Source organism: Arenimonas terrae (assembly GCF_006265115.1).
Lineage (GTDB): Bacteria > Pseudomonadota > Gammaproteobacteria > Xanthomonadales > Xanthomonadaceae > Arenimonas > Arenimonas terrae.
This window is the reverse complement of the sequence record NZ_SMDR01000002.1, coordinates 373907-396844: the sequence shown is the minus strand read 5'-3', so window position 1 is coordinate 396844 and position 22938 is coordinate 373907. Positions and strand designations below refer to the sequence as shown.

At 69.9% G+C, this 22938-nt stretch carries 21 protein-coding genes; 12 read left to right on the top strand and 9 right to left on the bottom strand.

Going from position 1 to position 22938, the window contains the following annotated elements; genetic code table 11:
• Positions 1-6 precede the first annotated feature (6 nt).
• Positions 7-2010 carry a transketolase gene (tkt, locus tag E1B00_RS10610; RefSeq protein ID WP_139448526.1) on the top strand — a complete coding sequence of 668 codons (2004 nt, stop codon included), beginning with the start codon at positions 7-9 and terminating at the stop codon, positions 2008-2010.
• 1 nt (position 2011) lies between these two features.
• Here tkt and E1B00_RS10605 read toward each other — a convergent pair whose 3' ends face one another.
• Genes E1B00_RS10605 through E1B00_RS10595 form a run of 3 tightly spaced genes read right to left on the bottom strand, consistent with a single transcriptional unit; the run spans position 2012 to position 3703 of the window.
• Complete coding sequence (locus E1B00_RS10605) at positions 2012-2428, bottom strand: DUF6691 family protein (protein ID WP_139448524.1); 417 nt, start codon at positions 2426-2428, stop codon at positions 2012-2014.
• Positions 2415-2840 carry a YeeE/YedE family protein gene (locus E1B00_RS10600; RefSeq protein WP_139448522.1) on the bottom strand — a complete coding sequence of 142 codons (426 nt, stop codon included), beginning with the start codon at positions 2838-2840 and terminating at the stop codon, positions 2415-2417. The genes E1B00_RS10605 and E1B00_RS10600 overlap by 14 nt, the downstream gene beginning before the upstream one ends.
• The gene (locus tag E1B00_RS10595) at positions 2840-3703 is read right to left on the bottom strand and encodes an MBL fold metallo-hydrolase (RefSeq protein WP_139448520.1); all 864 of its coding nucleotides are present in this window, start codon (positions 3701-3703) and stop codon (positions 2840-2842) included. The genes E1B00_RS10600 and E1B00_RS10595 overlap by 1 nt, the downstream gene beginning before the upstream one ends.
• Before the next feature lie 112 nt (positions 3704-3815).
• Here E1B00_RS10595 and E1B00_RS10590 point away from each other — a divergent pair, with 112 nt between their 5' ends.
• Together E1B00_RS10590 and E1B00_RS10585 are read left to right on the top strand one after the other, a co-directional pair.
• The gene (locus tag E1B00_RS10590; protein ID WP_139448976.1) at positions 3816-4097 is read left to right on the top strand and encodes an ArsR/SmtB family transcription factor; all 282 of its coding nucleotides are present in this window, start codon (positions 3816-3818) and stop codon (positions 4095-4097) included.
• 4 nt (positions 4098-4101) lie between these two features.
• Positions 4102-4560 carry a protein tyrosine phosphatase family protein gene (locus E1B00_RS10585; RefSeq protein WP_139448518.1) on the top strand — a complete coding sequence of 153 codons (459 nt, stop codon included), beginning with the start codon at positions 4102-4104 and terminating at the stop codon, positions 4558-4560.
• Here the strand turns inward: E1B00_RS10585 and E1B00_RS10580 are convergent.
• A complete protein-coding gene (locus E1B00_RS10580; protein WP_139448517.1) occupies positions 4557-6509 on the bottom strand; it encodes an acetyl-CoA hydrolase/transferase C-terminal domain-containing protein in 1953 nt (650 codons plus the stop codon). The two genes, E1B00_RS10585 and E1B00_RS10580, sit on opposite strands and share 4 nt — an antisense overlap.
• 106 nt (positions 6510-6615) lie before the next feature.
• On the opposite strand from E1B00_RS10580, the gene E1B00_RS10575 reads away from it, so the two are divergent.
• Together E1B00_RS10575 and E1B00_RS10570 are read left to right on the top strand one after the other, a co-directional pair.
• On the top strand, positions 6616-6984 hold the full coding sequence (locus E1B00_RS10575; RefSeq protein WP_139448515.1) for a BlaI/MecI/CopY family transcriptional regulator: 369 nt from the start codon (positions 6616-6618) through the stop codon (positions 6982-6984).
• Positions 6974-8497, top strand: a complete 1524-nt coding sequence (locus E1B00_RS10570) for a TonB family protein (protein ID WP_139448512.1) — start codon at positions 6974-6976, stop codon at positions 8495-8497. Before E1B00_RS10575 ends, E1B00_RS10570 begins: the two co-directional genes overlap by 11 nt.
• A 6-nt stretch (positions 8498-8503) precedes the next feature.
• Here E1B00_RS10570 and E1B00_RS10565 read toward each other — a convergent pair whose 3' ends face one another.
• Positions 8504-9343, bottom strand: a complete 840-nt coding sequence (locus tag E1B00_RS10565) for a S1/P1 nuclease (RefSeq protein ID WP_139448510.1) — start codon at positions 9341-9343, stop codon at positions 8504-8506.
• 46 nt (positions 9344-9389) lie between these two features.
• On the bottom strand, positions 9390-10010 hold the full coding sequence (locus E1B00_RS10560) for an OmpW/AlkL family protein (protein WP_139448508.1): 621 nt from the start codon (positions 10008-10010) through the stop codon (positions 9390-9392).
• 163 nt (positions 10011-10173) lie between these two features.
• Here E1B00_RS10560 and gap point away from each other — a divergent pair, with 163 nt between their 5' ends.
• Complete coding sequence (gap, locus tag E1B00_RS10555) at positions 10174-11187, top strand: type I glyceraldehyde-3-phosphate dehydrogenase (RefSeq protein WP_139448506.1); 1014 nt, start codon at positions 10174-10176, stop codon at positions 11185-11187.
• Between the two features lie 52 nt (positions 11188-11239).
• Here the strand turns inward: gap and E1B00_RS10550 are convergent, their stop codons facing one another.
• From E1B00_RS10550 to E1B00_RS10540, 3 genes are read right to left on the bottom strand one after another with little or no spacing between them, the layout of a single operon-like run.
• Complete coding sequence (locus E1B00_RS10550) at positions 11240-11887, bottom strand: hypothetical protein (protein ID WP_139448504.1); 648 nt, start codon at positions 11885-11887, stop codon at positions 11240-11242.
• A complete protein-coding gene (locus E1B00_RS10545; protein WP_139448502.1) occupies positions 11884-12852 on the bottom strand; it encodes an L-threonylcarbamoyladenylate synthase in 969 nt (322 codons plus the stop codon). Before E1B00_RS10545 ends, E1B00_RS10550 begins: the two co-directional genes overlap by 4 nt.
• Complete coding sequence (locus tag E1B00_RS10540) at positions 12849-13409, bottom strand: GNAT family N-acetyltransferase (RefSeq protein ID WP_176693202.1); 561 nt, start codon at positions 13407-13409, stop codon at positions 12849-12851. Before E1B00_RS10540 ends, E1B00_RS10545 begins: the two co-directional genes overlap by 4 nt.
• 95 nt (positions 13410-13504) lie before the next feature.
• Here E1B00_RS10540 and E1B00_RS10535 point away from each other — a divergent pair, with 95 nt between their 5' ends.
• The 6 genes from E1B00_RS10535 to E1B00_RS10510 all read left to right on the top strand — a co-directional run bounded on the left by E1B00_RS10535 (position 13505) and on the right by E1B00_RS10510 (position 22808).
• Positions 13505-14677 carry a phosphoglycerate kinase gene (locus tag E1B00_RS10535; RefSeq protein WP_139448498.1) on the top strand — a complete coding sequence of 391 codons (1173 nt, stop codon included), beginning with the start codon at positions 13505-13507 and terminating at the stop codon, positions 14675-14677.
• A 22-nt stretch (positions 14678-14699) separates the two neighbouring features.
• Positions 14700-16727: a DUF3857 domain-containing transglutaminase family protein gene (locus E1B00_RS10530; protein ID WP_139448496.1), complete on the top strand. Its 2028-nt coding sequence runs from the start codon at positions 14700-14702 to the stop codon at positions 16725-16727.
• Entirely contained in the window at positions 16714-18972 is a 2259-nt protein-coding gene (locus tag E1B00_RS10525; RefSeq protein ID WP_139448494.1) for a tetratricopeptide repeat protein, read from the top strand. Before E1B00_RS10530 ends, E1B00_RS10525 begins: the two co-directional genes overlap by 14 nt.
• A 3-nt stretch (positions 18973-18975) precedes the next feature.
• Entirely contained in the window at positions 18976-19614 is a 639-nt protein-coding gene (locus E1B00_RS10520; RefSeq protein ID WP_139448492.1) for an HAD hydrolase-like protein, read from the top strand.
• Between the two features lie 96 nt (positions 19615-19710).
• The gene (pyk, locus tag E1B00_RS10515) at positions 19711-21177 is read left to right on the top strand and encodes a pyruvate kinase (RefSeq protein ID WP_139448490.1); all 1467 of its coding nucleotides are present in this window, start codon (positions 19711-19713) and stop codon (positions 21175-21177) included.
• Between the two features lie 629 nt (positions 21178-21806).
• Positions 21807-22808 carry a class I fructose-bisphosphate aldolase gene (locus tag E1B00_RS10510; protein ID WP_139448488.1) on the top strand — a complete coding sequence of 334 codons (1002 nt, stop codon included), beginning with the start codon at positions 21807-21809 and terminating at the stop codon, positions 22806-22808.
• Positions 22809-22938: the final 130 nt, after the last annotated feature.

The window sequence follows — 22938 nt, the reverse complement described above, 5'->3', positions numbered from 1 at the left end:
CCTTCCATGACCACGCCGACCCGCCGCGACCTCGCCAACGCCATCCGTTTCCTGGCCATGGATGCCGTCGAGGCGGCCAAGTCCGGTCATCCGGGCATGCCCATGGGCATGGCCGACATCGCCGAAGTGCTCTGGAACGACTTCCTGCGCCACAGCCCGCAGAATCCGAAGTGGTTCAACCGCGACCGCTTCGTGCTGTCCAACGGCCACGGCTCGATGCTGGTCTACGCGCTGCTGCATCTGAGCGGCTACGACCTGCCGATCGAACAGCTCAGGAAGTTCCGCCAGCTGCACAGCAAGACCGCCGGCCATCCCGAATTCGGCCACACCCCGGGCGTCGAGACCACCACCGGCCCGCTCGGCCAGGGCCTGGCCAACGCCGTCGGCATGGCGCTCGCCGAGAAGCTGCTGGCCCAGCGCTTCAACCGCCCCGAGTTCGACGTCGTCGACCATTACACCTGGGTCTTCATGGGCGACGGCTGCCTGATGGAAGGCATCTCGCACGAAGCCGCGTCGCTTGCCGGCACCTGGGGCCTGGGCAAGCTGATCGCCTTCTGGGACGACAACAAGATCTCGATCGACGGCAATACCGACGGCTGGTTCACCGACGACACCGCCGCGCGTTTCGAGGCCTACGGCTGGCAGGTGATCCGCAAGGTCGACGGCCACGATCCGCAGGAAATCACCCAGGCGATCCGGACCGCGCAGGCCGAAACCGGCAAGCCGACCCTGATCTGCTGCCGTACCACGATCGGCTTCGGCTCGCCCGGCAAGGCCGGCAAGGAATCCAGCCACGGCGCGCCGCTGGGCAAGGACGAGATCGCCGCCACCCGCACGGCGCTGAACTGGCCGCATGCGCCCTTCGAGATCCCACAGGCGATCGCCGACGGCTGGCGCGCCGGCAATGCCGGTCTGGTGCGCGAGGAGCAGTGGAACCGCCTGTTCGACGCCTACGCCAAGGCCCATCCGGAACTGGCCGCCGAGCTGGTGCGCCGTTCGCACGCCGAACTGCCGGACGGTTTCGCCGAGGCCGCCAAGGCCTATGCCGCCAAGCTGCAGCAGGACGGCCCGATGGTCGCCTCGCGCAAGGCGTCGCAGATGGCGCTGGACGCCTTCGGCCCGCTGCTGCCAGAGCTGATCGGCGGCTCGGCCGACCTGGCGCATTCCAACCTCACGCTGTGGAAGGGCAGCAAGTCGGTAACCACGAACGACGCCAGCGCCAACTACGTGCACTACGGCGTGCGCGAGTTCGGCATGAGCGCGATCAGCAACGGCATCGCGCTGCACGGCGGCTTCATCCCCTACGACGCCACCTTCCTGGTGTTCTCCGACTATTCGCGCAACGCACTGCGCATGTCGGCCCTGATCCCGACCCGCGCCATCCACGTGTTCACCCACGACTCGATCGGCCTGGGCGAAGACGGCCCGACCCACCAGCCGGTCGAACACCTGGCGGCCCTGCGCTACATCCCGAACAACGACGTCTGGCGCCCCTGCGACGCGGTCGAGTCGGCCGTGAGCTGGCAGGCTGCGATCGAACGCAAGGACGGTCCGAGTTGCCTCGTCTTCAGCCGCCAGAACCTGGCCCACCAGGCGCGCGATGCGCAGCAGGTCGCCGACATCGCCCGCGGCGGCTACGTGCTGTCCGATCCGGGCGAGGCGAAATTCGACCTGATCCTGATCGGCACCGGCTCGGAAACCGAACTGGCGATGGAGGCCATGCGCCGTCTCGCGGCCGAGGGCATCAAGGCCCGCGTGGTGTCCATGCCCAGCACCGACGTGTTCGACCGTCAGCCGCTCGAATGGCGTGAGGCCGTGCTGCCGGCCTGGTGCCGCAAGCGCGTCGCGGTGGAAGCCGGCGTCACCGACTACTGGCGCAAGTACGTGGGGCTGGACGGCGCCGTGGTCGGCATCGACAGCTTCGGCGCGTCTGCGCCGGCCGAACACCTGTACTCGCACTTCGGCATCACCGTCGAAGCCGTGGTGGCGGCGGCGAAGTCGCTGCGCTGAGTCAACGTTTCAGGCGGTCCGCGATCCAGAAGCCGGCGAACATCGCCGGCACGACCCACAGCGATTCCGGCGCCAGTCGCCCCAGCCCGGCCAGGGCCGGGCCCGGGCAATAGCCCGCCAGTCCCCAGCCGATTCCGAAGATCGCCGCGCCCAGAAGCAGGTCGCGGTCCACGCGCGTGTGGGTGGGCAGCTGCAGCGGGCCGCAGACGGCGGCGCCGCGGCGGCGCACCCAGGCGAAGCCGGGCAGGGCCACCATCAGCGCCCCGGCCATCACCAGGGCCAGGCTGGGGTCCCAGTCGCCGAGCGGGTCGAGGAAGTTCAGCACCTTGTCCGGGTCGGCCATGCCCGACACGGCCAGGCCGAGGCCAAAGAGCAGGCCAGAAAGCGCGGCGAAAAGCGCGGGCCTAGGCGAAGACATGGCGCACCCCCGTCGTCGTCGCGATCGCCACCGCCATGAACACGACCACCGCCGCCAGCGAACGCGGCGACAGGCGCGCCAGCCCGCAGATGCCGTGACCGCTGGTGCAGCCGCTGCCCAGGCGCGTGCCGACACCGACGAGCAGCGCGCCGGCCAGAAGCAGCGGTAGCGCGAAGCCCTCGCGCGGTGCGGCAATGCCCGGCGCGAACGCGAACCAGAGGCCCGCGCCGGCGATGAGGCCGGCAAGGAACATCAGGCGCCAGCGGCGCTCTCCGCCCGTTTCGCGCAGCGCGCTCCAGGCGATGCCGCTGATGCCGGCAATCCGGCCGTTGAGCCAGAGCAGGGCGGTGGCCGAGAGGCCGATGAGCGCGCCGCCGGCCAGGGAAGCAAGGGGGGTAGATTCGGTCACCATCAGAGTTTGTCCAGCGGGATCTTCAGGAAGCGGGTGCCGTTGTCCTCGGCCGGCGGAAGCTGGCCGGCGCGGATGTTCACCTGCACCGACGGCAGCATCAGCACCGGCATGGCCAGCGTGGCGTCACGTGCGCGGCGGGTCTTCACGTAATCGATCTCGTGCACGCCGCTGCGCACGTGGATGTTGCTGCGCTTCTGTTCGCCGATCGTGGTCTCGCAGGCGACCGGGCGGCCGCCGGGCGCGTAGTCGTGGCAGACGAAAACCCGCGTGTCGTCGGGCAGCAGGTATAGGCGCTGGATCGACTGGAAAAGCTTGCCCGCGTCGCCCCCCGGGAAATCGCAGCGCGCCGTGCCGCCATCGGGCATGAACAGACTGTCGCCGGTGAACAGCGCATCGCCGACCAGGTAGCTCACGCTGTCGTTGGTGTGGCCCGGAGTGGCGATCACGCGCGCGGTGATGGCGCCCAGCGCAAACGCTTCGCCGTCGGCGAAAAGATGATCGAACTGCGAACCGTCGGTGGCGAACTCCTGCTCGAGGTTGAAGATCGGCTTGAACGTCGCCTGCACCTCGCGGATGCCGGCGCCGATGGCGATGCGGCCGCCCACCTGCCGCTGCAGCCAGGGCGCGGCGCTCAGGTGGTCGGCGTGCGCGTGGGTTTCCAGGATCCATTCCACGCGCAAGCCTTGGCCGCGCACATGGGCGACGAGCTGCGCTGCGGCCGTGGTGCCGGTGCGGCCGGACTTGGGGTCGTAATCGAGCACCGGGTCGATGATCGCGGCCGCGTCGCCGGCCGGGTCGCTGACCACATAGCTCCAGGTGCCGGTTTCGGCGTGGTGGAAGGCTTGGACGTTCGGGCGGCTCATGTCGGGTCTCCTCGGCTGGCTGCAAATTAGCACTTGCTAAATTAGAAAGCAACAATATAATCGCCGCATGCCCAGGCCAGCCACCATCAAAAATCCCCGCGATCTGCGCGCCATGCCGGCCGCCGCCGCCGAAGCGGCCGCGCTCCTGCGCCGGCTGGGCAACGACCAGCGCCTGCTCATCCTCTGCCATCTGGCCGAAGGCGAGCTAAGCGTCGGCGCCCTGCTGCAGCGCCTCGAGCTGAGCCAGTCGGCGCTATCGCAGCATCTAGCCAAACTGCGCGAGGGGAACCTGGTCGAGACCCGCCGCGAAGGCCAGGTCATCCACTACTCGCTGTCGGACGGGCCGGTCCGGAGCCTGATGGCGACACTGCACGCGCTCTACTGTCCGGACTAATGCCGTGAATCCCGATGTTTCCCCGCTCGTGATCCCCGGTTGGCGCCAGGTTGCGGACGGCGTGTATTCGGCCGGCCAGCCGGAGCCGCAGCATTGGTCGGCGCTGGGCGAGGCGGGGCTGCGCAGCGTGCTCAACCTGCGGCCCGCGGCCGAACTGCCTGCACGCAACGAGTCGCATGAAGTCGCCGCTGCGGGCCTGATCTACGCCGCGGTGCCGATCGCCGATGCAAGCGCGCTGGGGCGGAAGTCGGCGGCAGCGCTGGACCGAGCACTGCGGGAGTTGCCTGCACCGCTGCTGGTGCACTGCGCCAGCGGCAATCGCGTAGGTGCCCTGGTCGCATTGCGCGAGGCCTGGTTCAACGGTGCCGATGCACGGACCGCCCTTTCAAGGGGACGCAGCGCGGGCCTCAACAGCCTGGAGCCGCAGGTGCGGCGACTGCTCGGCTTGCCCGAGGCGGACTAGGTCGACGTACGCCGCAAGGCGTACGCGAGCAGGCGGGCATCCAGCCGCGCCCGCCAACCCTTCGGCGTCGACAGGTCCATGCGCTGCATCGCCTCGGCATCGTCAGCGGCAGCGGACGGCAGAGCCGCCGCCAGCACACGCAGGCGTCCCGGGGCTGTCTGGGTCTGCGCCTTCAGCCATCCCAGCGCGCGCGCCAGCCGCTGCTCCACCGCCGTGAAGTCGCTGCCCATGGGGTAGTCGGGCAGCACGCCGCGCTGGCGCAGCGGCCGCAGGCGCTCCGCAAGCTGGTCGCGACGATGGCCCGCCAGGCGCGGCGGCAGCGAAAAATCCGCCGGCAGCTTGCCCGCGGCGATCGCGTCGCGGGCCAGCGCGGCCTGGTGGGCGGCATCGGTCACCGCCAGCATTGCCGCCGCGCAGTCGCCGTCGCTGCGGCCGCGCAGGTCGGCGATTCCGTATTCGGTGATGACCAGGTCGCGCAGGTGGCGCGGGATGGTGGTGTGGCCGTAGTTCCAGAGAATGTTCGACGCCGCCGTGCCGTCCGCCGCACGCGTGGCGCGCAGCATCAGCACGGAGCGGGCGTCGTGCAGCGCATGCGCCATCGCCACGAAGTTGTACTGGCCGCCGACGCCGGACACCACGCGGCCGTCGGCCAGCGCATCCGACACGGCCGCGCCCAGCGCAGTCATCATCATGCAGGTGTTGAAGAAGCGGGCGTCGCGGCGCTGTTCGCGTTCCAGCGCCTCGTTGTTGCCGTACAGCTCGTTGATGTGGGAAACGCGGGTCATGCCGATGCCGCGCGCCTGTTCCGGCGGCAGCTCGCGCAGCCAGCGGTAGAGGTCGCTGGAGCCGAGGTAGAAGGCGCCGTCGAGCCAGCGGCCCTCGCGCTCGAGCAGGGCGCGGTCGGCGCTGGTCGCCTGGCCGCGGTTGATGCGCGCCATGGCCGCGGCGTCGTCCACCACGCGCCGCGTCAGCACGCCGGCCTCGGCCAGGCGGCGGAAGCCGTCGTTGACCATTTCGCTGGCGCCGTACAGGCCCTGCCGGAACGGCGCGGTGCCGCCGGTGGCCCGCACCAGCGGCGAGTCGGCCAGTCCGGGCGACAGCGCCTCGAGCGCCGCCAGGTAATCGTCGTTGCGCGTATGCCGCAGCACCAGCGCATGGCAGAGCGCATCGGACAGCGAACCGATGCCGATCTGCAGCGTGCCGCCGTCGCGCACCAGGGTGCTGGCATACAGGCCGATGGCGTAGTCCACCTCGTTCACCGGCTCGCGTGGCAGGGCGAACAGCCGCGGCGCCGGGCCGGGCAGGTCGAGAACGACGTCGAAAAAGTCCGCGGCCACCGCGCAGGGGCCGTCCAGCCACGGAAGATGCGGATCCACTTCGGCGATCAGCAGCGGCCGCGGCTTGCCGAGCCGCACCATCTCGTCGAGCAGGTCGAACGTCAGATCCGGATTGCAGCTCAGGCTCAGGCGCGTGCCGCCGGGTTCGCGCGCCACTTTCTGCACCAGCGCATTGGCGCCGCGCTCGGCGACCGCGCGGGCGACGTGGGTGTAGTTGAGGCTGACGTAGTCGCGCTGGGCGCGGTCGGCGCGCAGCATCGCGCCCGACTGCATGTAGAACTCCTCGACCCGGATGTTCGCCGGCAGCGTGCCGGCGCGCATCGCCAGCGCGTAGTCGAGCACCGGGAAATCGGCGCCGAACTGCCGTTCCAGGAAGGGCCCGAGGAAGCGCTTCTGCAGGCCCGCGCCGGCGGCGGGTGGCGTCAACGACAGCGCGGTGAGCAGGTGCAGCGAACGCGTCGGCTCGGCGGCGATGCGGCGGGTGATGGCGTTGAGCAGGCGATGCGGCTTGCCCAGGCCCAGCGGCGCGGCCAGCACCACGGTGGTGCCGGCGTGCTGCAGCAGCCGGTCCACGGCGGCGTCGAGCGAGTCGAGGGTCTGCGGTCGGTCCATGGCCTGGGTCGTCTGGGGACGGGGCCAGTATGGCATCGGTGCCGGGAGGGCTTGACAGCTTCGATTACAAGTGTAGATTTATCGTCAAATTACAGGCGTAATCATCATGCCCATCAGCGAAGCCGAATCCGTCGTCATGCAAGTGCTCTGGAAGGACGGCCCCCTGGGGGCCGCTGAGGTGTTCGCTGCCTTGGGCGACCGCCAGGATTGGCAGGAGGCAACCGTGAAGACCCTGCTCAATCGGCTGCTGAACAAGGGCGCCGTCAGCGTCGAACGCGAGGGCCGCCGTTATCTCTACGCCCCGGTGCTGCGCCGCGAGGACTGGCTGCAGCAGGAGAGCAAAGGACTGCTCGATCGCCTGTTCGGCGGCCGACTGGCGCCGATGGTCGCGCATTTCTCCGAGCACCGGAAACTTTCGAAGAAGGACATCGCCGAGCTGAAGAAGCTGATCCAGGAGCTCGACGATGGTCGGTGAACTCAGCGCCTGGCTGGCCGAAGCCACGCTCGCCGTTGCGGCGGCGATCCTGCTGGTACTGCTGCTGCGCCGTCCGTTGCGCGCCGCTTTTGGCGCGGGTGCGGCCTATGCCGCCTGGGGGCTGGTTCCGGCGGTGCTGCTGGCCAGCATGCTGCCCGCGGCCGTCGTGCCGACGGCACCGCGAATGGTCGCCGTGGTGGCCGCGGGAGTCGCCGGCATGCCGGCCATGGTCACGACGCCGCAAGTCGACTATCGGGCCTGGGCATTGTCGCTCTGGGGCCTCGGCCTGCTGATCACCTGGTGGCTGCTGGTGCGGCAGCAGCGCAGTTTCCTGCGCGGACTGGGCGCGTTGCATCGTCGCGCCGACGGACTGCTGGAGAGCGAATCGGTCGCCGGGCTGCCGGCAGTGATCGGCTGGCGCTCGCAGATCGTGTTGCCCCGGGATTTCGAGCAGCGCTACGACAGCCTCGAACGTCAGCTCGTGCTTTGCCACGAAGGCGTGCACCGGAGCCGCGGCGACCTTTATGCCGGCGCGCTGGTCGCTGCGCTGCGCTGTCTGTTCTGGTTCAACCCATTGCTGCACTACGGCGCGGCCCGGTTCCGTCACGACCAGGAACTGGCCTGCGACGCGGCCGTGCTGCGCCGTCACCCGCAGTCGCGTCGCGCTTACGGCGATGCCCTGCTCAAGACCCAACTCGCCGACCGGCCGCTGCCCCTTGGCTGCCACTGGTTCGGCTCCCATCCCCTGAAGGAGCGCATTGCCATGCTCAAACACCACTCGCCCCATCGGCTCCGCGGTTTCACCGGCCTGGTCCTCGCGGCCCTGCTGTCGCTGGCGGCGGGCTGGACCGTCTGGGCGGCGCAGCCCGCCGCGCCTTCGGCCGAGGAGTTGCAGCTGCAGATGACGCTGACCCTGAACGGCGGCGGTGAACGCGTCGAGACGGCAACGATGCGGCCGGGCCAGCCGAAAGCCTTCACCTACAGCCAGGACGGCCAGCGCTGGGACATGACGCTGACGCTGAAGCCGATGGACGAAGGCCAGGTCCACATCGCCGCCGAGATCCTTCGAGATGGCGCCAGCCAGGGTTCGCCGCGCCTGATCACCAAGTTGGGCACGCCGGCGGCCATCGGTATCGGCGAACAGTTCCCGGATCGTTTCGAGGGGATCCGGATCGAGATGCTGGTGACGGGCGGCGGGCAGGTCGGCCAGCCCGTCGAGCTGACGGAGGGTCTCAGCGGCCCGGTGCCTGCCTATCCCGCGGCACAGGTGGCGGCGGGCGAGGGCGGCACGGTGATGCTGCGGGTGCTGGTGGGCAAGGATGGGCGCGCGGTGCGCAGCGAGTTCGAGCCGCAGGGCAGCACCGTGCCGTCCGATTCGCCGCTGGTGGCGTCGGCGCGCGAGACCAGTTTGAAGTGGACCTTCACCGCCCAGACCAAGGACGGCAAGCCGGTCGAAGCCTGGGTGGCGGTGCCGGTGAAGTTCGAACCGGGCAAACCAGCCGCCGGCACCTGATGCCGATCAGCGCGCGGGGGCCAGGCTGGCGTTGAGCAGCGCGGCCAGTCGCGCGCCGGCCAGCCGCAGGCGTGTCTCGGCCACCGGGCGGAAGCGGTCGAGATAGTCGTCGCCGATCCGGCGCCGCGGTGGATAGACACCCTCGGCCTGCATCAGCCGGCAGGACTCCAGGGCCCAGGCCACGGGCGGGTTGTCGCTGGCCGGCCCGGGTTCGGCCGGCACCGGCGATTGCCGCAGGCGCTGCACGTAGGCGGGGTTGTCCAGCCCGGCGCTCTGCAGCAGCCAGTAGTCCCAGACGCCGTGCAGCTGGGTGCCCTCGCCCTTGGGCGCGCCCTTGCCGCGGTAGTTGAGCTGGTGGTTGTTGCCGCCGCGGTCGTCGGCATACCCGGCGTGCATCGGCTGGTGCACGTCGCCGACGAAGTGCACGAGGAACTTCAGCGCGTCGCGGCGTTCGGCCAGCGGCCGCGTGCGGTCGGCCAGGATGGCGCGCTGGGCGTTGATGGCACCGATGACGCAGTTGCCGCCGGGGCAGTCGCGGGCCGGCACGTATTCGCAGCCGGCGCCGCGCTGGAAGTTGACGTAGTGCCAACGGCTGCTGCGCTTGCCCAGGGCGTGTTCGCCGACGCGGCTTTCGGCGCGGATGTCGTCGGCCCAGGTGGCGATGCCCGCCAGGGTGGGGTCGGGCTCGCCGGCCAGCAGGACCGCGACCTCGCGCCGTGCCTGCGGCGTCAGGTCCTGCGCCGCCAGCTCCGCGACGATCTGGTGGCCCTGGCGGCTCCAGCCGGAGGCCGGGGCCGGCAGCAGGGTGGTGGCGGCGAACAGCAGGCAGTAAAGGAACGTCTTCATGGCCGCGGACTTTACGCCAGCGGCCATGAACGTCGCCATCGCGGGCTCAGAACGACCAGACGAAGGCCGCGCCGTAGACCCAGGGGTCGATCTGCACCGTGCCGACGTCGGCGCCGTTCACGCTCACGTCGGTGTCGATGTCGATCCAGCGGGCATCCAGGCGCAGCCACTTGTGGTCGCCGACGGCGATATCCACGCCGCCGTGCGCGGCCAGGCCCCAGGACGCGTCCAGCTCGAGGTCGGCGCCGGCCAGCGGGCCGCGGACCTGCTCGTCGAAGAAGGCCGTGTAGTTCACGCCCAGGCCCAGGAACGGCGTCACGCGCTCGCCCTGGAAGTGGTACTGCAGGCTCACGGTCGGCGGCAGGTGCTTGGTCGAACCGGCGCCCACGCCGTTGACCCGGATGTCGTGCTCGAAGGGCAGGGCGGCCAGCACTTCCAGGCCCCAGTTCGGGCTGAAGAAGTATTCGGCGGTGACGGTCGGGCGCCAGTCGTTGCCGACGTCGGCCGCCAGGGCGCCTCCCGCCAGGCGGCCGTTGCCGGACTTCGGGGCAACCGTGTGGGCGCCCACCGAGAAGGTCCAGTCCCCGGCCTCCTGGGCCTGGGCGGGGGCGGTCAGGGCCAGCGCACAGGCGCAGGCGAGGGGGGCGATCAGCTTGGAAAGGTGCATGGGGACGAGCTCCGGTGGGTGAATGGCGCCAGTGTCCGCCCGGTCTCGGGGTGCCGCCTTGAGGATGGTCAAATCCGCCGATGCTGGGACCGGGGCCCCGGGGTTGCTAAAATGCCGGGCTTTCCACCCCCACCCGCCCGTCTGGCGGTTCCCAGGAGACGTCATGTCCATCAAGGTCGCCATCAACGGCTACGGCCGCATCGGTCGCAACATCCTCCGCGCGCTTTACGAATCCAAGCGCACCCACGAGATCCAGATCGTGGCCATCAACGACCTGGGCGACGCCGAGACCAATGCGCACCTGACCCGTTTCGACACCGCGCACGGCCGCTTCAACGCCGACGTGTCGGTGGACGGCAACCACATGGTCGTCAACGGCGACCGCATCCGCGTCTGCGCCGAGCGCGATCCGGCCAAGCTGCCCTGGGCCGAGCTGGGCGTGGATGTCGTGTTCGAGTGCACCGGCCTGTTCACCTCGAAGGCCAAGGCCGGCGCGCATCTCGCCGCCGGCGCCAAGAAGGTGGTCATCTCGGCCCCGGGCGGCAACGACGTCGACAACACCGTCGTGTTCGGCGTCAACCACGGCACGCTGAAGGCGTCCGACACCGTCATCTCGAACGCATCCTGCACCACCAACTGCCTGGCGCCGCTGGCCAAGGTGCTGAACGAGAAGATCGGCATCGTGCACGGCCTGATGACCACCATCCACGCCTACACCAACGACCAGGTGCTGACCGACGTCTACCACAGCGACCTGCGCCGCGCCCGCAGCGCGACCATGTCGCAGATCCCGACCAAGACCGGCGCCGCCGCCGCGGTCGGCCTGGTGCTGCCGGAGCTCAACGGCAAGCTGACCGGCTTCTCGATGCGCGTGCCGACCATCAACGTATCCTTCGTCGACCTGTCCTTCGTCGCCAAGCGCGACACCACCAAGGAAGAGATCGACGCTGCCGTGAAGGCCGCCAGCGAGGGCGAGCTCAAGGGCGTGCTGGGCTTCAACACGCAGCCGCTGGTCTCGGTCGACTTCAACCACGATCCGCGCAGTTCGGTCTACGACAGCACGCTGACCCAGGTCATGGGCGGCACGCTGGTGAAGGTCGGCGCCTGGTACGACAACGAGTGGGGTTTCTCCAACCGCATGCTCGACACGACGCTGGCGCTGATGGCCGCGAAGTAACTCCGGCGGCATCGCTTCATGGAAGCCCCGGCCTGGCCGGGGCTTCCTGTTTTCAGGACGCCGTCGGTGCCGCCGCGGCCCGTGCCGTGCGCTTTGCCTGCCAGCGTGCCGCCAGCACCTTGGCCGCGCACAGCAGGCCGAAGTACAGCACGCCCATCGCCACCACGGACTGCGGCTGTTCTACCCAGGCGCCGCTCATGCTGTCGCCGAAGCCGAAACGCGGTTGCAGTTCCTCGCGCATGCCCAGTCGCGGCAGCGGCACGATCGAGGTCACGGCCACGGCGAACAGGTAGGCGGCCACGGAGCCGGCCCAGGCCGCCATCTTCCACATCGTCGCGTCGTCTCCGGCTTCGTCGCCGCGCGCCCACAGCACCTTGCCGACCACCAGCCAGGCGAACGCCAGCAACGGCCACCATTCGCCGAAGGCCCAGGCGAAGGCGCCGATCATCAACACGTAGAACAGGCTCAGGCCGGCCAGGCTACCGATCCGCAGCCGCGCCGGTACGCGCGAATTGCCGTCCAGCGCCGTGAAAAATCCGGTGGCGTGGATCAGGAAGAACTCCACCAGCATCGTCAGCATAGCCGTCTTCACCGACAGCGCGCCGAACGCGAAGGGAAAGCACCACACCACCGCGAACATCAGCGCCGTGATGCCGTCGGGAACGGCGGCCCAGGCACTGAAGCGCGGCGCGGCCTTCATGGGGCGTCGTCGCCCGCGCCGGCGCCGGCCGCGGAGCGGCGCAGGCGGTCGTGCACGGCCAGCCAGGCGCCGTCTTCGGGCGGGCGTTCGGCCAGCAGCAGGTTGACGCCGCGCGCGTCGAGCGTGCGCAGCGCGGCGTACAGGCCATGCGCATAGGCATCCGCGGCCGCGGGCAGGGCCAGGCCATCGAGTCCGTCCGGAAGGGTGTCGAGCGCCAGCACGGCGATGCGCTTTCCGAACGCCGACTGCTGGCGGGCTTCGTCCAGCAGCGCGGGGCGCGGCAGCAGCAGCAGCGGCGTGCGCGGCGCGTAGTGCGCCTCGAGCGTGCCGGAGGCGCGCGGGCTGTCGCCGGCGACACCGTCCGCGACCGGTCCGATCACCGCTTCGATCTGCGCGCGGCTGATCATGCCGGGCCGCAGGATGCGCGGCGTGTCCGAGGACAGGTCCAGGATCGTGCTTTCGATGCCGATCGTGCACTCGCCGCCATTGAGCACCACCGGCACCGCGTCGCCGAATTCCTCGCGCACGTGCGCGGCGGTGGTCGGGCTGATGCGGCCGAAGCGGTTGGCCGAAGGTGCGGCCAGGCCGCCGCCGAAGGCGCGCAGCACGTCCAGCGCGATCGGGTGGGCGGGGCAGCGCAGGCCGACGGTGGCTTGGCCGCCGGTGACTTCGTCCGGAACGTGCGCCTGCTTGCGCAGGATCAGGGTCAGCGGGCCGGGCCAGAAGGCGGAGGCCAGCGTGCGCGCCGCGGCGGGAATGTCGGTGGCCCAGGCGTCCAGTCGCGAAGCGCCGGCGATGTGCACGATCAGCGGATGGTCCGCCGGCCGGCCCTTGAGTTCGAAGATCCGGCGCACCGCCTCGGGCCGCGAGGCATCGGCGGCCAGCCCGTACACCGTCTCGGTGGGCAGGCCGATGGCCTCGCCCCGACGCAGGGCGGCGACGGCGTCGGCGATGCCGAAGCTCATGCGGCCCTCCGGTAGTCGGGCCGAAGCAGGCCGTAGATCCACGAATCGGCGAACTCGCCGCCCACCCGCCAGCGGTTGCGCAGCAGGCCTTCGCGCTGGAAGCCGAAATGCTCGAGCAGGCGCCAGGAGGGTTCGTTGCGCGGATCCACGTCGGCCTCGACCCGCTCCAGGCCCAGCGGCCCGAAGGCGTGGTCCAGCGCCAGGCGCACCGCCTCGCGCGCGAGGCCGCGGCCCTGGCGCGCCGGCAGCAGGGAATAGCCGAGTTCGGCGCGCTGGTTCGGGCCGCTCAGCGAAAACAGCGCGGTGGTGCCGATGAAGCGGTCCTCGCCGGGCTCGGTCAGGGCCCAGCCGTAGACGGACGGAGGCCGCATCGGCATGCGTTCGGCCAGCCAGGCCTGGGCCTGGGCCAGCTCGGTCCAGGGCGCGAAGCTCCAGTAGCGGCAGACCTCGGGGTCGCTGTAGAGCGCGAACACATCGGCCGCGTCGGCCGTGCGCAGCGGGCGCAGGCGCACGCGGTCGCTTTCGAGCACGGGCGGGTCGATCGGTTCGATGGCCATGGCGCATTCTCCCATGCGGCCCCGCGGTTTGCCCCGGCCCGCCTCCGCGGGGGAAAATGCGGTTCTTCCCCGCACACCCCTCCCCGGAGCCCCTCATGACCATCCTCCGCATGGCCGACCTCGACCTGGCCGGCAAGCGCGTGCTGATCCGCGAAGACCTGAACGTGCCGGTCAAGGACGGGCGCATCACGTCCGAACAGCGCATCACGGCCGCCCTGCCGACGATCCGGTTGGCGCTGGAGAAGGGGGCTGCGGTGATGGTGACCTCGCACCTGGGCCGGCCGAAGGAGGGCGTCTGGACCCAGGAGGATTCGCTCGCCCCGGTTGCCGCGCGCCTGTCCGAGCTGCTCGGCCGCGAGGTGCCGCTGCGGAAGGACTGGACCGACGGCGTCGACGTCAAGCCGGGCCAGCTGGTGCTGCTCGAGAACTGCCGCATGAACGTCGGCGAGGGCAAGGACGACGAGACGCTGTCGAAGAAGTACGCCGCACTCTGCGACGTCTACGTCATGGACGCCTTCGGCACCGCGCACCGCGCCCAGGCCTCGACGCACGGCGCGATCCGCTTCGCCAAGGTCGCCTGCGGCGGCCCGCTGCTGATGGCGGAGCTCGACGCGCTGGCCAAGGCGCTCGAAGCGCCGGCACGCCCGCTGATCGCCATCGTCGCCGGCAGCAAGGTCAGCACCAAGCTCGAGCTGCTGTCGAACCTGGTGTCCAAGGTCGACCAGCTGATCGTCGGCGGCGGCATCGCCAATACCTTCATCGCCGCCGTCGGCCACCCGGTCGGCAAGTCGCTGTGCGAGAACGATCTGCTCGACACCGCGCGCCAGATCATCGCCGACGCCAGGGCGCGCGGCGCCGACATCCCGATTCCGACCGACGTGGTCGTGGCCCCGGCCTTCGCGGCCGACGCGCCGGCGACGGTGAAGAAGGTCAACGAAGTCGGTGCCGACGACATGATCCTGGACATCGGTCCGGAAACCGCCGCGCGCTATGCGGAAATGATCAAGAAGGCCGGCACCGTGGTCTGGAACGGCCCGGTCGGCGTGTTCGAGTTCGACGCCTTCGGCAAGGGCACCCAGGTGCTGGCCCAGGCCATCGCCGATTCCCCGGCCTTTTCGATCGCCGGTGGCGGCGACACCCTGGCCGCGGTGGACAAGTACGGCGTCGAGGCCGGCATCGGCTACATCAGCACCGGCGGCGGCGCCTTCCTGGAGTTCTGCGAGGGCAAGGAACTGCCGGCCGTGACTGCGCTAAAGTCACGGCACTGAACTTCCGGTCCGAGAGAACGGTATGCGTCGACTGTGGTGGTTGGTCCTGGCGATGGCCGTCCTGCCGGCCTGGGCCGGGGAAGTGGTGCACGAACGCGGCGAATACCGTTTCACCGTTGCCCCGGAGCCTGGCTTCGTGGTGCCGGTGGCGGTTCCCGACACCTGGAAGGATGAGGGCGTCGAGGCGCCGTGGCGCTACTGGCTGCTTGATCGCCAGGTCGACCGCCGCGGCGGGCGGCACCTCGACCATGAGGTCTTCGCCTACGAGGCCCGCTCCACCGCCACGCTCGGAAGCGCGGCACGCTTCAGTGTCAACTTCAGCCCGCAGTTCCAGACCCTGACCATCCACCGGGTCGAACTGCGCCGCGACGGCCGCTGGCTGGACCGCCTGGTGCCGGAGCAGATCTCGCTGGCCCGTCGCGAGGCGGGTTTCGAGGAAGACCTCTCCGACGGCAGCGTCACCGCATTGATCGTGCTCGAGGACGTGCGTGTCGGCGACGTGATCCGGATCGCCTACACCATCGACGGAAGCAACCCCATCCTCGAGGGCAACACGGCGGATGGATTCCTGCTGGCCTGGTCCGCGCCGATCGCGCTGCGCACGGGCCGCATCCTGTTCGATCCCGGTACCCGGGTCGAAGTGCTGCGTCAGGGCACGGCGCCGGCACCCGAGCGGGCCCAGCGCCCGGACGCGCTGGAACTTTCGTTCCGGTTGCTCGATATCGAGGCCATCCGCGATCTCGGGGGCTACCCGAACTGGTTCAATCCCTATCCGCGCCTCCAGATTTCGGAGCAGCGGCGCTGGTCCGACATCGTCGACTGGGCCCTGAGGCTCTACCCCGCCGACGCGGCGATTCCGGCCGAACTCCAGCTCCGTGTCGCGCAGTGGCGGAAGCTCGGCAGCGCTCACGAGCGCGCCGCTGCCGCGCTGAAGCTGGTGCAGGAAGAGGTCCGCTACTTCGGCGTCGAGATGGGCGACAACACCCACAAGCCGCATGCCCCGGCGGTGACCTGGCAGCGGCGCTACGGTGATTGCAAGGACAAGACCCAGCTGCTGGTGGCGCTGCTGCGCGAACTCGACATCGAGGCGGTCCCGGCCCTGGTGTCGACCAGCCGCGGCCTGGCGGACGAACTGCCCGCCGCCTCTGCGTTCAACCACGTCATTGCGCGCGCCCGTATCGATGGCCAGGACTTCTGGCTCGACGCGACCCGCACCGGGCAGCGCGGCGACCTGCGGCAGATGGACCTGGGTACGACCGGATTGGCCCTGCCGGTCGCCCGCGGTTCGGACCGGCTGGTGGAAATGTCGGCGCCGGAAAAGGTCGACAACGGCGTCGAGGTGGTCGAACACTTCGTTCTCGACGCCGACAAGGGCACGGCCGAACTGCGGGTCCGCACCCAGTACCGCGGCGCGCGCGCCGAGCGGGCCCGGCTCCGTCTGCAGAGCCAGACGCTCGAGCGCATGTCCGAGGACTTCAGCAACTACTACCGGAAGCGGTATGGCGACCTGACCGTGGCCAGCCCGACGCAGGTCAGCCAGGACGAGGACGCCAACCGCCTGGTGGTGGAAGAGCATTACCGGCTGGCCGCACCGGTGCAGCGCGACGGCGACCGGCGTTACCTCGAATCCTTCGCGGAAACGCTGTCCGCCGATGCCGAGCTGCCGGGTGCGATGGACCGGACGGCGCCGCTGGAGCTGGATCGTCCCGCCAGGCTGCGGCACGAGGTCCGGGTGGACCTGCCGCCGGGCTGGGTCCTGTCGACGCTGCCGGGCGAGACCCGGGCCACGGCCGGCCCGGCGTCCTACCGCCGAAAGATCGGTCAGGACGGCGGCACCGTTTCGGTGGTGCACGAACTGAAATGGTCACGAGACCATGTCACCGAAGGCGAGATCGCCGACTACATCGGCGCCATCCGCGACATCCGCGACCACATGGGCATCAACCTGAGTTTCGGCATGCCCACCCCGATCGAAAGCCGCGACCGCGACCGCCGCCTGAAGGCGTTGCTGCGCGGCGCCATGCAGGAGGCAGACAATGACGAAGAGTAAGCGCGGCGGCGGATGGTCCTGGCTCCTGGTTCCGGCGTTCCTCCTGGCCACGGCGCCGGTGTTCGCCAAGGATCCCGATGTCTCGCCCGCTGCCGTCGATGCGGCGTGGAAGAAGTTTCTCGCCGAGGCGGACGCCGAAGCCGTCTACGACGCCTATTCGGAGGCATTCAAGGCCGAGGACGACGACCAGAAACCGTCGGCCCAGGGCTGCCGCGAGCACGCCGATGCGCTGGAGCGGGCCGTGGCCACGGTGCCGGTCGGCCTGTCCATCCACTACCTGGCCTACCGCTGCGCCGATCTGCTGGGGGACGAGTCCGGGGCGGAGCGGCATCTGGCCTGGTTCGGCGCGCTGGCCCGGCACGCGCTGGCGTCGGCGCCGGCAGACTGGAGTTCGCCGCCGATCCGGGTGGTCGTCGGACGCGACATCTACGCCCTGCTCGAGGCATCCGGCCTGGAGTTCCGCTACCAGTCGCTGGAAACGCAGCCGCAGGAGCGCTACCTGATCATCCAGGTCGCGGCCTGGGATCCCGAGGACAAGCGCGAACGGCACCTGCTTTTCGACTTCACCGACACGTACGTACAGCTGTCGCGCGACGATGCGAATGCGGTTTACCCGGCGTTCCGCAAGGCCTATCAGGACAACGTGGTCCGGCATTTCGTGGACCAGAAGCAGATCATGGGCCTGGACCTCGACGCGGCCCGACGCGCCAGCGCGAGCGAGGACCCGGCCGAAAAGGTGACGCTGCTGCGCCCGATCGCCGAGATCGGCGGCGTCCACGCCGCCCATGTCTGGTTGCTCACCTGCCACCGCGAGCCGTTCGCCGGCTGTGGCGAGGGCCTGGTGGATGCGCTGCTGCCCTTCGTCGAGAAGGGCCACGGCACGCCGACGGTCCTGCTGTCGTTGGCCTATGCCCATGGCATCGGCGTCGACAAGGACGAGCGCGCCAGCCTCGCCCTGCTCGATGCCGCCGACCGGGCCATGGGCCCGGGACGCGCCAGCCTCGATTTCGCCCGCTACCAGCTGGGCATGAAGCAGCCGTTCAGCGCCGCGCTGCTCGAACGTCTGGACAAGGCGGCGCGGCGCGACCTGCCGGCGGCGACGGTGCTTCTGGCGTTGGCGCGCGAAGACGCCAAGACCTCGGACTGGACCGATGCCGACCGCGAGGCCGTCCAGGTCGCGGCCCGGGGCGGCTCGGTCGCCGCGACGATCGCCCTGGCGCAGCAGCTGCACGACCGTGCCGACGATGCGCAGGCGCTGGAGTGGCTGGTCAAGGCCGCGCATCTGGGCGATCCCTACTCGCAGGACGTGTATTCGACCCGTCTCGCGGATGGCGACGGCGTCAAGGCGGATCCGGACGCCGCGGCCCATTGGCGCCGCCAGGCGGCCGCCGGCGGCGACGTGGACGCGATGACGCGCCTGGGCTGGGATGCCTGGGCGGCCCGCAAGGGTCCGGAAGCGGAGCGCTGGCTGATCAGCGCGGTGATGTACGGCAGCCAGCAGGCGATGTTCGAACTGGTCGAGCTGTATTCCGAAGGGCTCGAGGGCATGCGGTTCGGCGCCGCCCGGGCGATCGAGATACTCAAAAGCCTCGAGGACACCGAGAACGGGGCCAAGGCGCGCCGCTACCTGGCCGACTTCCACCTCCGCGGCGTCGGCGTCGACAAGGATCCGGAAAAAGCGCGGACGTATTACCTCAAGGACGCACAGGACGGCGACCGGGAGTCGCAGACACTGCTGGGCCTGGGCATGATGCGCGGCGATTTCGGCGACCCCGAGCCCGAGGCGGGCGAGGCCTGGGTCCAGAAGGCGATCGACGCCGGTTACGTCGACGCGATCGACGGCCTGGCGTTCTACTACTTCTACGAGGTCGGCGAGAACGCAGGCCGTGCCCGCGCGGTCCAGATGTGGCGGAGTGCCTTGGACGCCAAGGACAACGCGCTCGTGCTCAACAATCTGGCCTGGGTGCTGTGCACGACGCCGCACGCGGACGTCGCCGATCGCGAGGAAGGCGGGCGCGTGGCGCGCCGGCTCGGGGAAGAGGACTTCCTTCCGTCCGGCCAGGTCGACACGCTGGCGGCCTGCCATGCTGCCAACGGCCGGTTCGCCGAGGCGGTCGCGAAACAGGAGGAAGCCATCGCCGACCTCGTCCGGTTCGCTCCGGACGATGACAGCCTGGAAGGGATGCGCGCCCGGCTGGCGCTCTACCGCAGCGGCAAGCCCTATGTTGAAACCGGGGATCCCTGAGGCGTGGCGACGCTCTTCTTCGACCTCGACGGCACCCTGATCGATTCGGCCGTCGGCATCACCCGCTGCGTCGCCCACGCCCTGGAACGGCTGGGCGAACCGGTGCCGCCGGAGGCCGAGCTGCGGCGCTGGATCGGGCCGGCACTGCGCGACAGCTTCGGACCGCTGCTGCAGGACGCGGAGCGCACCGAACAGGCGGTGCTGCACTACCGCGAGCGTTTCGAGACGCATGGCTGGCGCGAGCACGAAGTCTACGAAGGCATCGGCGACACCGTCGCTGCGCTGGCGCAGGCCGGCCACCGCCTGGCCATCGTCACCGCCAAGAACGAACCGCACGCCCGCCGCATCATCGACCACCTGCCGTTCGGCCATCATTTCCAGGACGTGATCGGCGCCACCCTGGACGGCCGGCTGAGCCACAAGCCCGAACTGATCGGCGAAGCCTTGCGCCGCTTCGATCTGCCCGCCGACGGCATCAGCATGATCGGCGACCGGCGCATGGACATCGAGGGCGCCCGCCACCACGGCATGCAGGGCGTCGGCGTGCTGTGGGGCTTCGGCGGCGAAGCGGAGCTGCGCGCCGCCGGCGCCCATCGCCTGGTGCGCGACCCGCGCGAGCTGCGGGAACTGTTCGCGGCCTGAGCCGCGCCGCGCTGTCCCCGGGGACAGCGGAATCGCGCTGTTTGCCGGCAAAAAACCTGTGTTAGCTTTGACAGCATCACCCCGCGAAGCGACCCCATGAGCCACGCCCTGCGCCGCACCAAGATCCTCGCCACCCTCGGACCGGCCACCGACGCGCCCGGGGTGCTCGACGACCTGGTGCGCGCCGGCGTGAACGTGGTGCGCATGAACTTCTCGCACGGCACGCCCGACCAGCACGCGGCGCGTGTCGCCGCCGTGCGCGAGGCCGCGCAGCGCCAGGGCCGCGAGGTCGGCATCCTGGCCGACCTGCAGGGCCCGAAGATCCGCATCGAGAAGTTCGCCGCCGGCAAGGTCGAGCTCAAGTCCGGCCAGGCCTTCACCCTGGTCTGCCGCGCCGACGCGCCCCCGGGCGACACCACCCAGGTCGGCGTCAGCTACCTGGGCCTGGTGGACGACGTGCACGCCGGCGACACCCTGCTGCTCGACGACGGCCTGATGGCGGTCAAGGTGCTGGCGGTCGAAGGCGCGAACATCCGCACCGAGGTCCTCACCGACGGCTTCCTGTCCAACCGCAAGGGCCTCAACCGGCTCGGCGGCGGCCTGTCGCTGGGCGCCCTGACCGATCAGGACAAGGAGCACATCCGCATCGCCGCCGGCCTGGGCGTGGATTTCCTGGCGGTGTCGTTCTGCCGATCCGCCGCCGACATGGACGAAGCCCGCGCGCTGGCCCGCGCCGCCGGTTCCGACGCTTTCCTGGTCGCCAAGATCGAGCGCGCCGAGGCGATCGAGAACCTGGTCGAGATCACCATCGCCTCCGACGTGGTGATGGTGGCGCGCGGCGACCTGGGCGTGGAGATCGGCGATGCCGAGCTGCCCGGCCTGCAGAAGAAGATCATCCGCACGGCGCTCGAGCACAACCGCGTGGTGATCACCGCCACGCAGATGCTGCAGTCCATGGTCGACAACCCGATCCCGACCCGCGCCGAGGTGCTGGACGTCGCCAACTCGGTCATCGACGGCACCGACGCGGTGATGCTGTCGGCCGAAACCGCTTCGGGCAACTACCCGGTGAAGTCGGTCGAGGCGATGGTGCGCATCTGCCTGGGCGCCGAGCGCCAGTTCGACCACGACACCGATTTCGAGAAGGCGCCGCGCAACCTGCAGGCCGCCGACCAGGCCATCGCCATGGCCAGCATGTTCCTGGCCGAACATATCCAGGTGCGCGCCATCATCGCGCTGACCGAATCCGGCGGCACGGCCCGCTATCTGTCGCGCTTCCGTTCGGCGGTGCCGATCTACGGCCTGTCGCGGCACGACAGCGCGCGCCGGCGCATGGCCATGATCCGCGACGTGTTCCCGATCAATTTCAACAGCCAGGGCATGCCCACGCGCGAAGCGGCCCGCTGCGCGATCCGCCATCTGTTCGAGCTCGAGCTGCTGGCCGAGGGCGACAGCGTCATCATCACCAGCGGCGACCACATGGAGCTGCACGGCGCCACCAACACGCTGCGCCTGCTCAAGGTCGGCCCGGGCGGCCGCGCCGAGGGCCTCGGCGAGCTGTAGCGCTTGCTGCGCAAGCAGGTCGCGTGCTCGCCGTTTTTTTGGTTCGGTGCCGGGATCGTCCTTGGCGGTAGTCCGCCGTACGTGAGGGCTCTTTCCGCGGACGCCGTGAATCCATCCCTGGAGGCTCTTCGAAAACGTCCATGTTTTCGAAGCCGCGGAAAGAGCCCTCACGCACGACGGCCTGCGGACCATCCGGGCCGGGCTTTCGAATCTGTGAAGCTCGCTTCGGCGAAGCCTTTGGCATTTCTGCCTTTGAGCTGCAGTTCGTCCAGATCCGCCCTTGGAGCCGGTTCCGTCCACCCTGCGAGCTTCCGTGCCTTCTGAGGGCACGCGCTAGTCCCTTCGGCTCGCGACACGGCTTCGTGGCGACGCCGTAGACCAGAGGGGGTATCTGAAGTGGAGGGCAGGATGCCCGCAACGGCCGCGAGTGAGTTGGGCAGGATGCCGCTCACGCCCGAGCGGGCAGGTACCCCCTCTGGTCTGCGGCGGCGCACGCCGGATCCGCCGCCCACGAGCAGGGGACCTGCCTGCGCCATACGGCGCAGGACGGGGGCAGGGGGCGGGACAGGCCCGGGACAGAGGCTTGGGCTATAATCCCGGGCTTTCCAGCAACCACCGGGACACCCGACATGAGCATCGACCAGCTCGCCGACATCGCCCAGGCCATGGTGGCCCCGGGCAAGGGCATCATCGCCATCGATGAGTCCACCGCCACCATCAAGAAGCGCTTCGACAGCGTCGGCATCGAGTGCACCGAAGAGAACCGCCGCGCCTACCGCGAGATGCTGCTGACCACCCCGAAACTGGGCGACTACATCTCCGGCGCCATCCTGTACGACGAGACCCTGCGCCAGAGCACCAAGGCCGGCGTGCCCTTCACCAAGGTCATGATGGACAACGGCATCCTGCCGGGCATCAAGGTCGACAAGGGCGCCATGCCCCTGGCCGGCTTCCCGGGCGAACTGGTCACCGAGGGCCTCGACGGCCTGCGCGACCGCCTGAAGGAATACGCCAAGCTGGGCGCCAAGTTCGCCAAGTGGCGCGCCGTGATCACCATCGGCGAAGACATGCCGTCGGGCACCTGCATCGAGGCCAACTGCCACGCCCTGGCCCGCTATGCCGCCCTGTGCCAGGAAGCCGGCATCGTGCCCATGGTCGAGCCCGAAGTCCTGATGGACGGCGAACACGACATCGACACCTGCTACGAGATCACCGAAGTCACCCTGCGCTCGCTGTTCGGCGCCCTGTACGAGCACAACGTGATGCTCGAAGGCACCATCCTGAAGGCGTCCATGGTCGTGTCGGGCAAGGACTGCCCGGACCAGGCCAGCGTCGAGGAAGTGGCCGAGATGACCCTGCGCTGCCTCAAGGCCTCGGTGCCGGCGACCCTGCCGGGCATCGTGTTCCTGTCCGGCGGACAGAGCGACGAAGCCGCCACCGCGCACCTCAACGCCATGAACCAGATGGGCGCCAAGCCCTGGCCGCTGAGCTTCAGCTACGGCCGCGCGATGCAGTCGGCTGCGCTCAAGCTCTGGTCCAAGGACCTGGTGGGCAACCTCGCCGCCGCGCAGCAGACCGTGTACGCCCGCGCCAAGGACAACGGCCTGGCCGCCCTGGGCAAGTGGAAATAAGCGCCGGCCACCGCCGCGCCATGTGACAAGGAACGCCGGCCCCGTGCCGGCGTTCTGCTTTCCGGAGCCGCGAAAACCGGCGTGCGGGCACGTCAACGCCCGGCCCGCCGCTGCGTTCCAGCCCGGATGG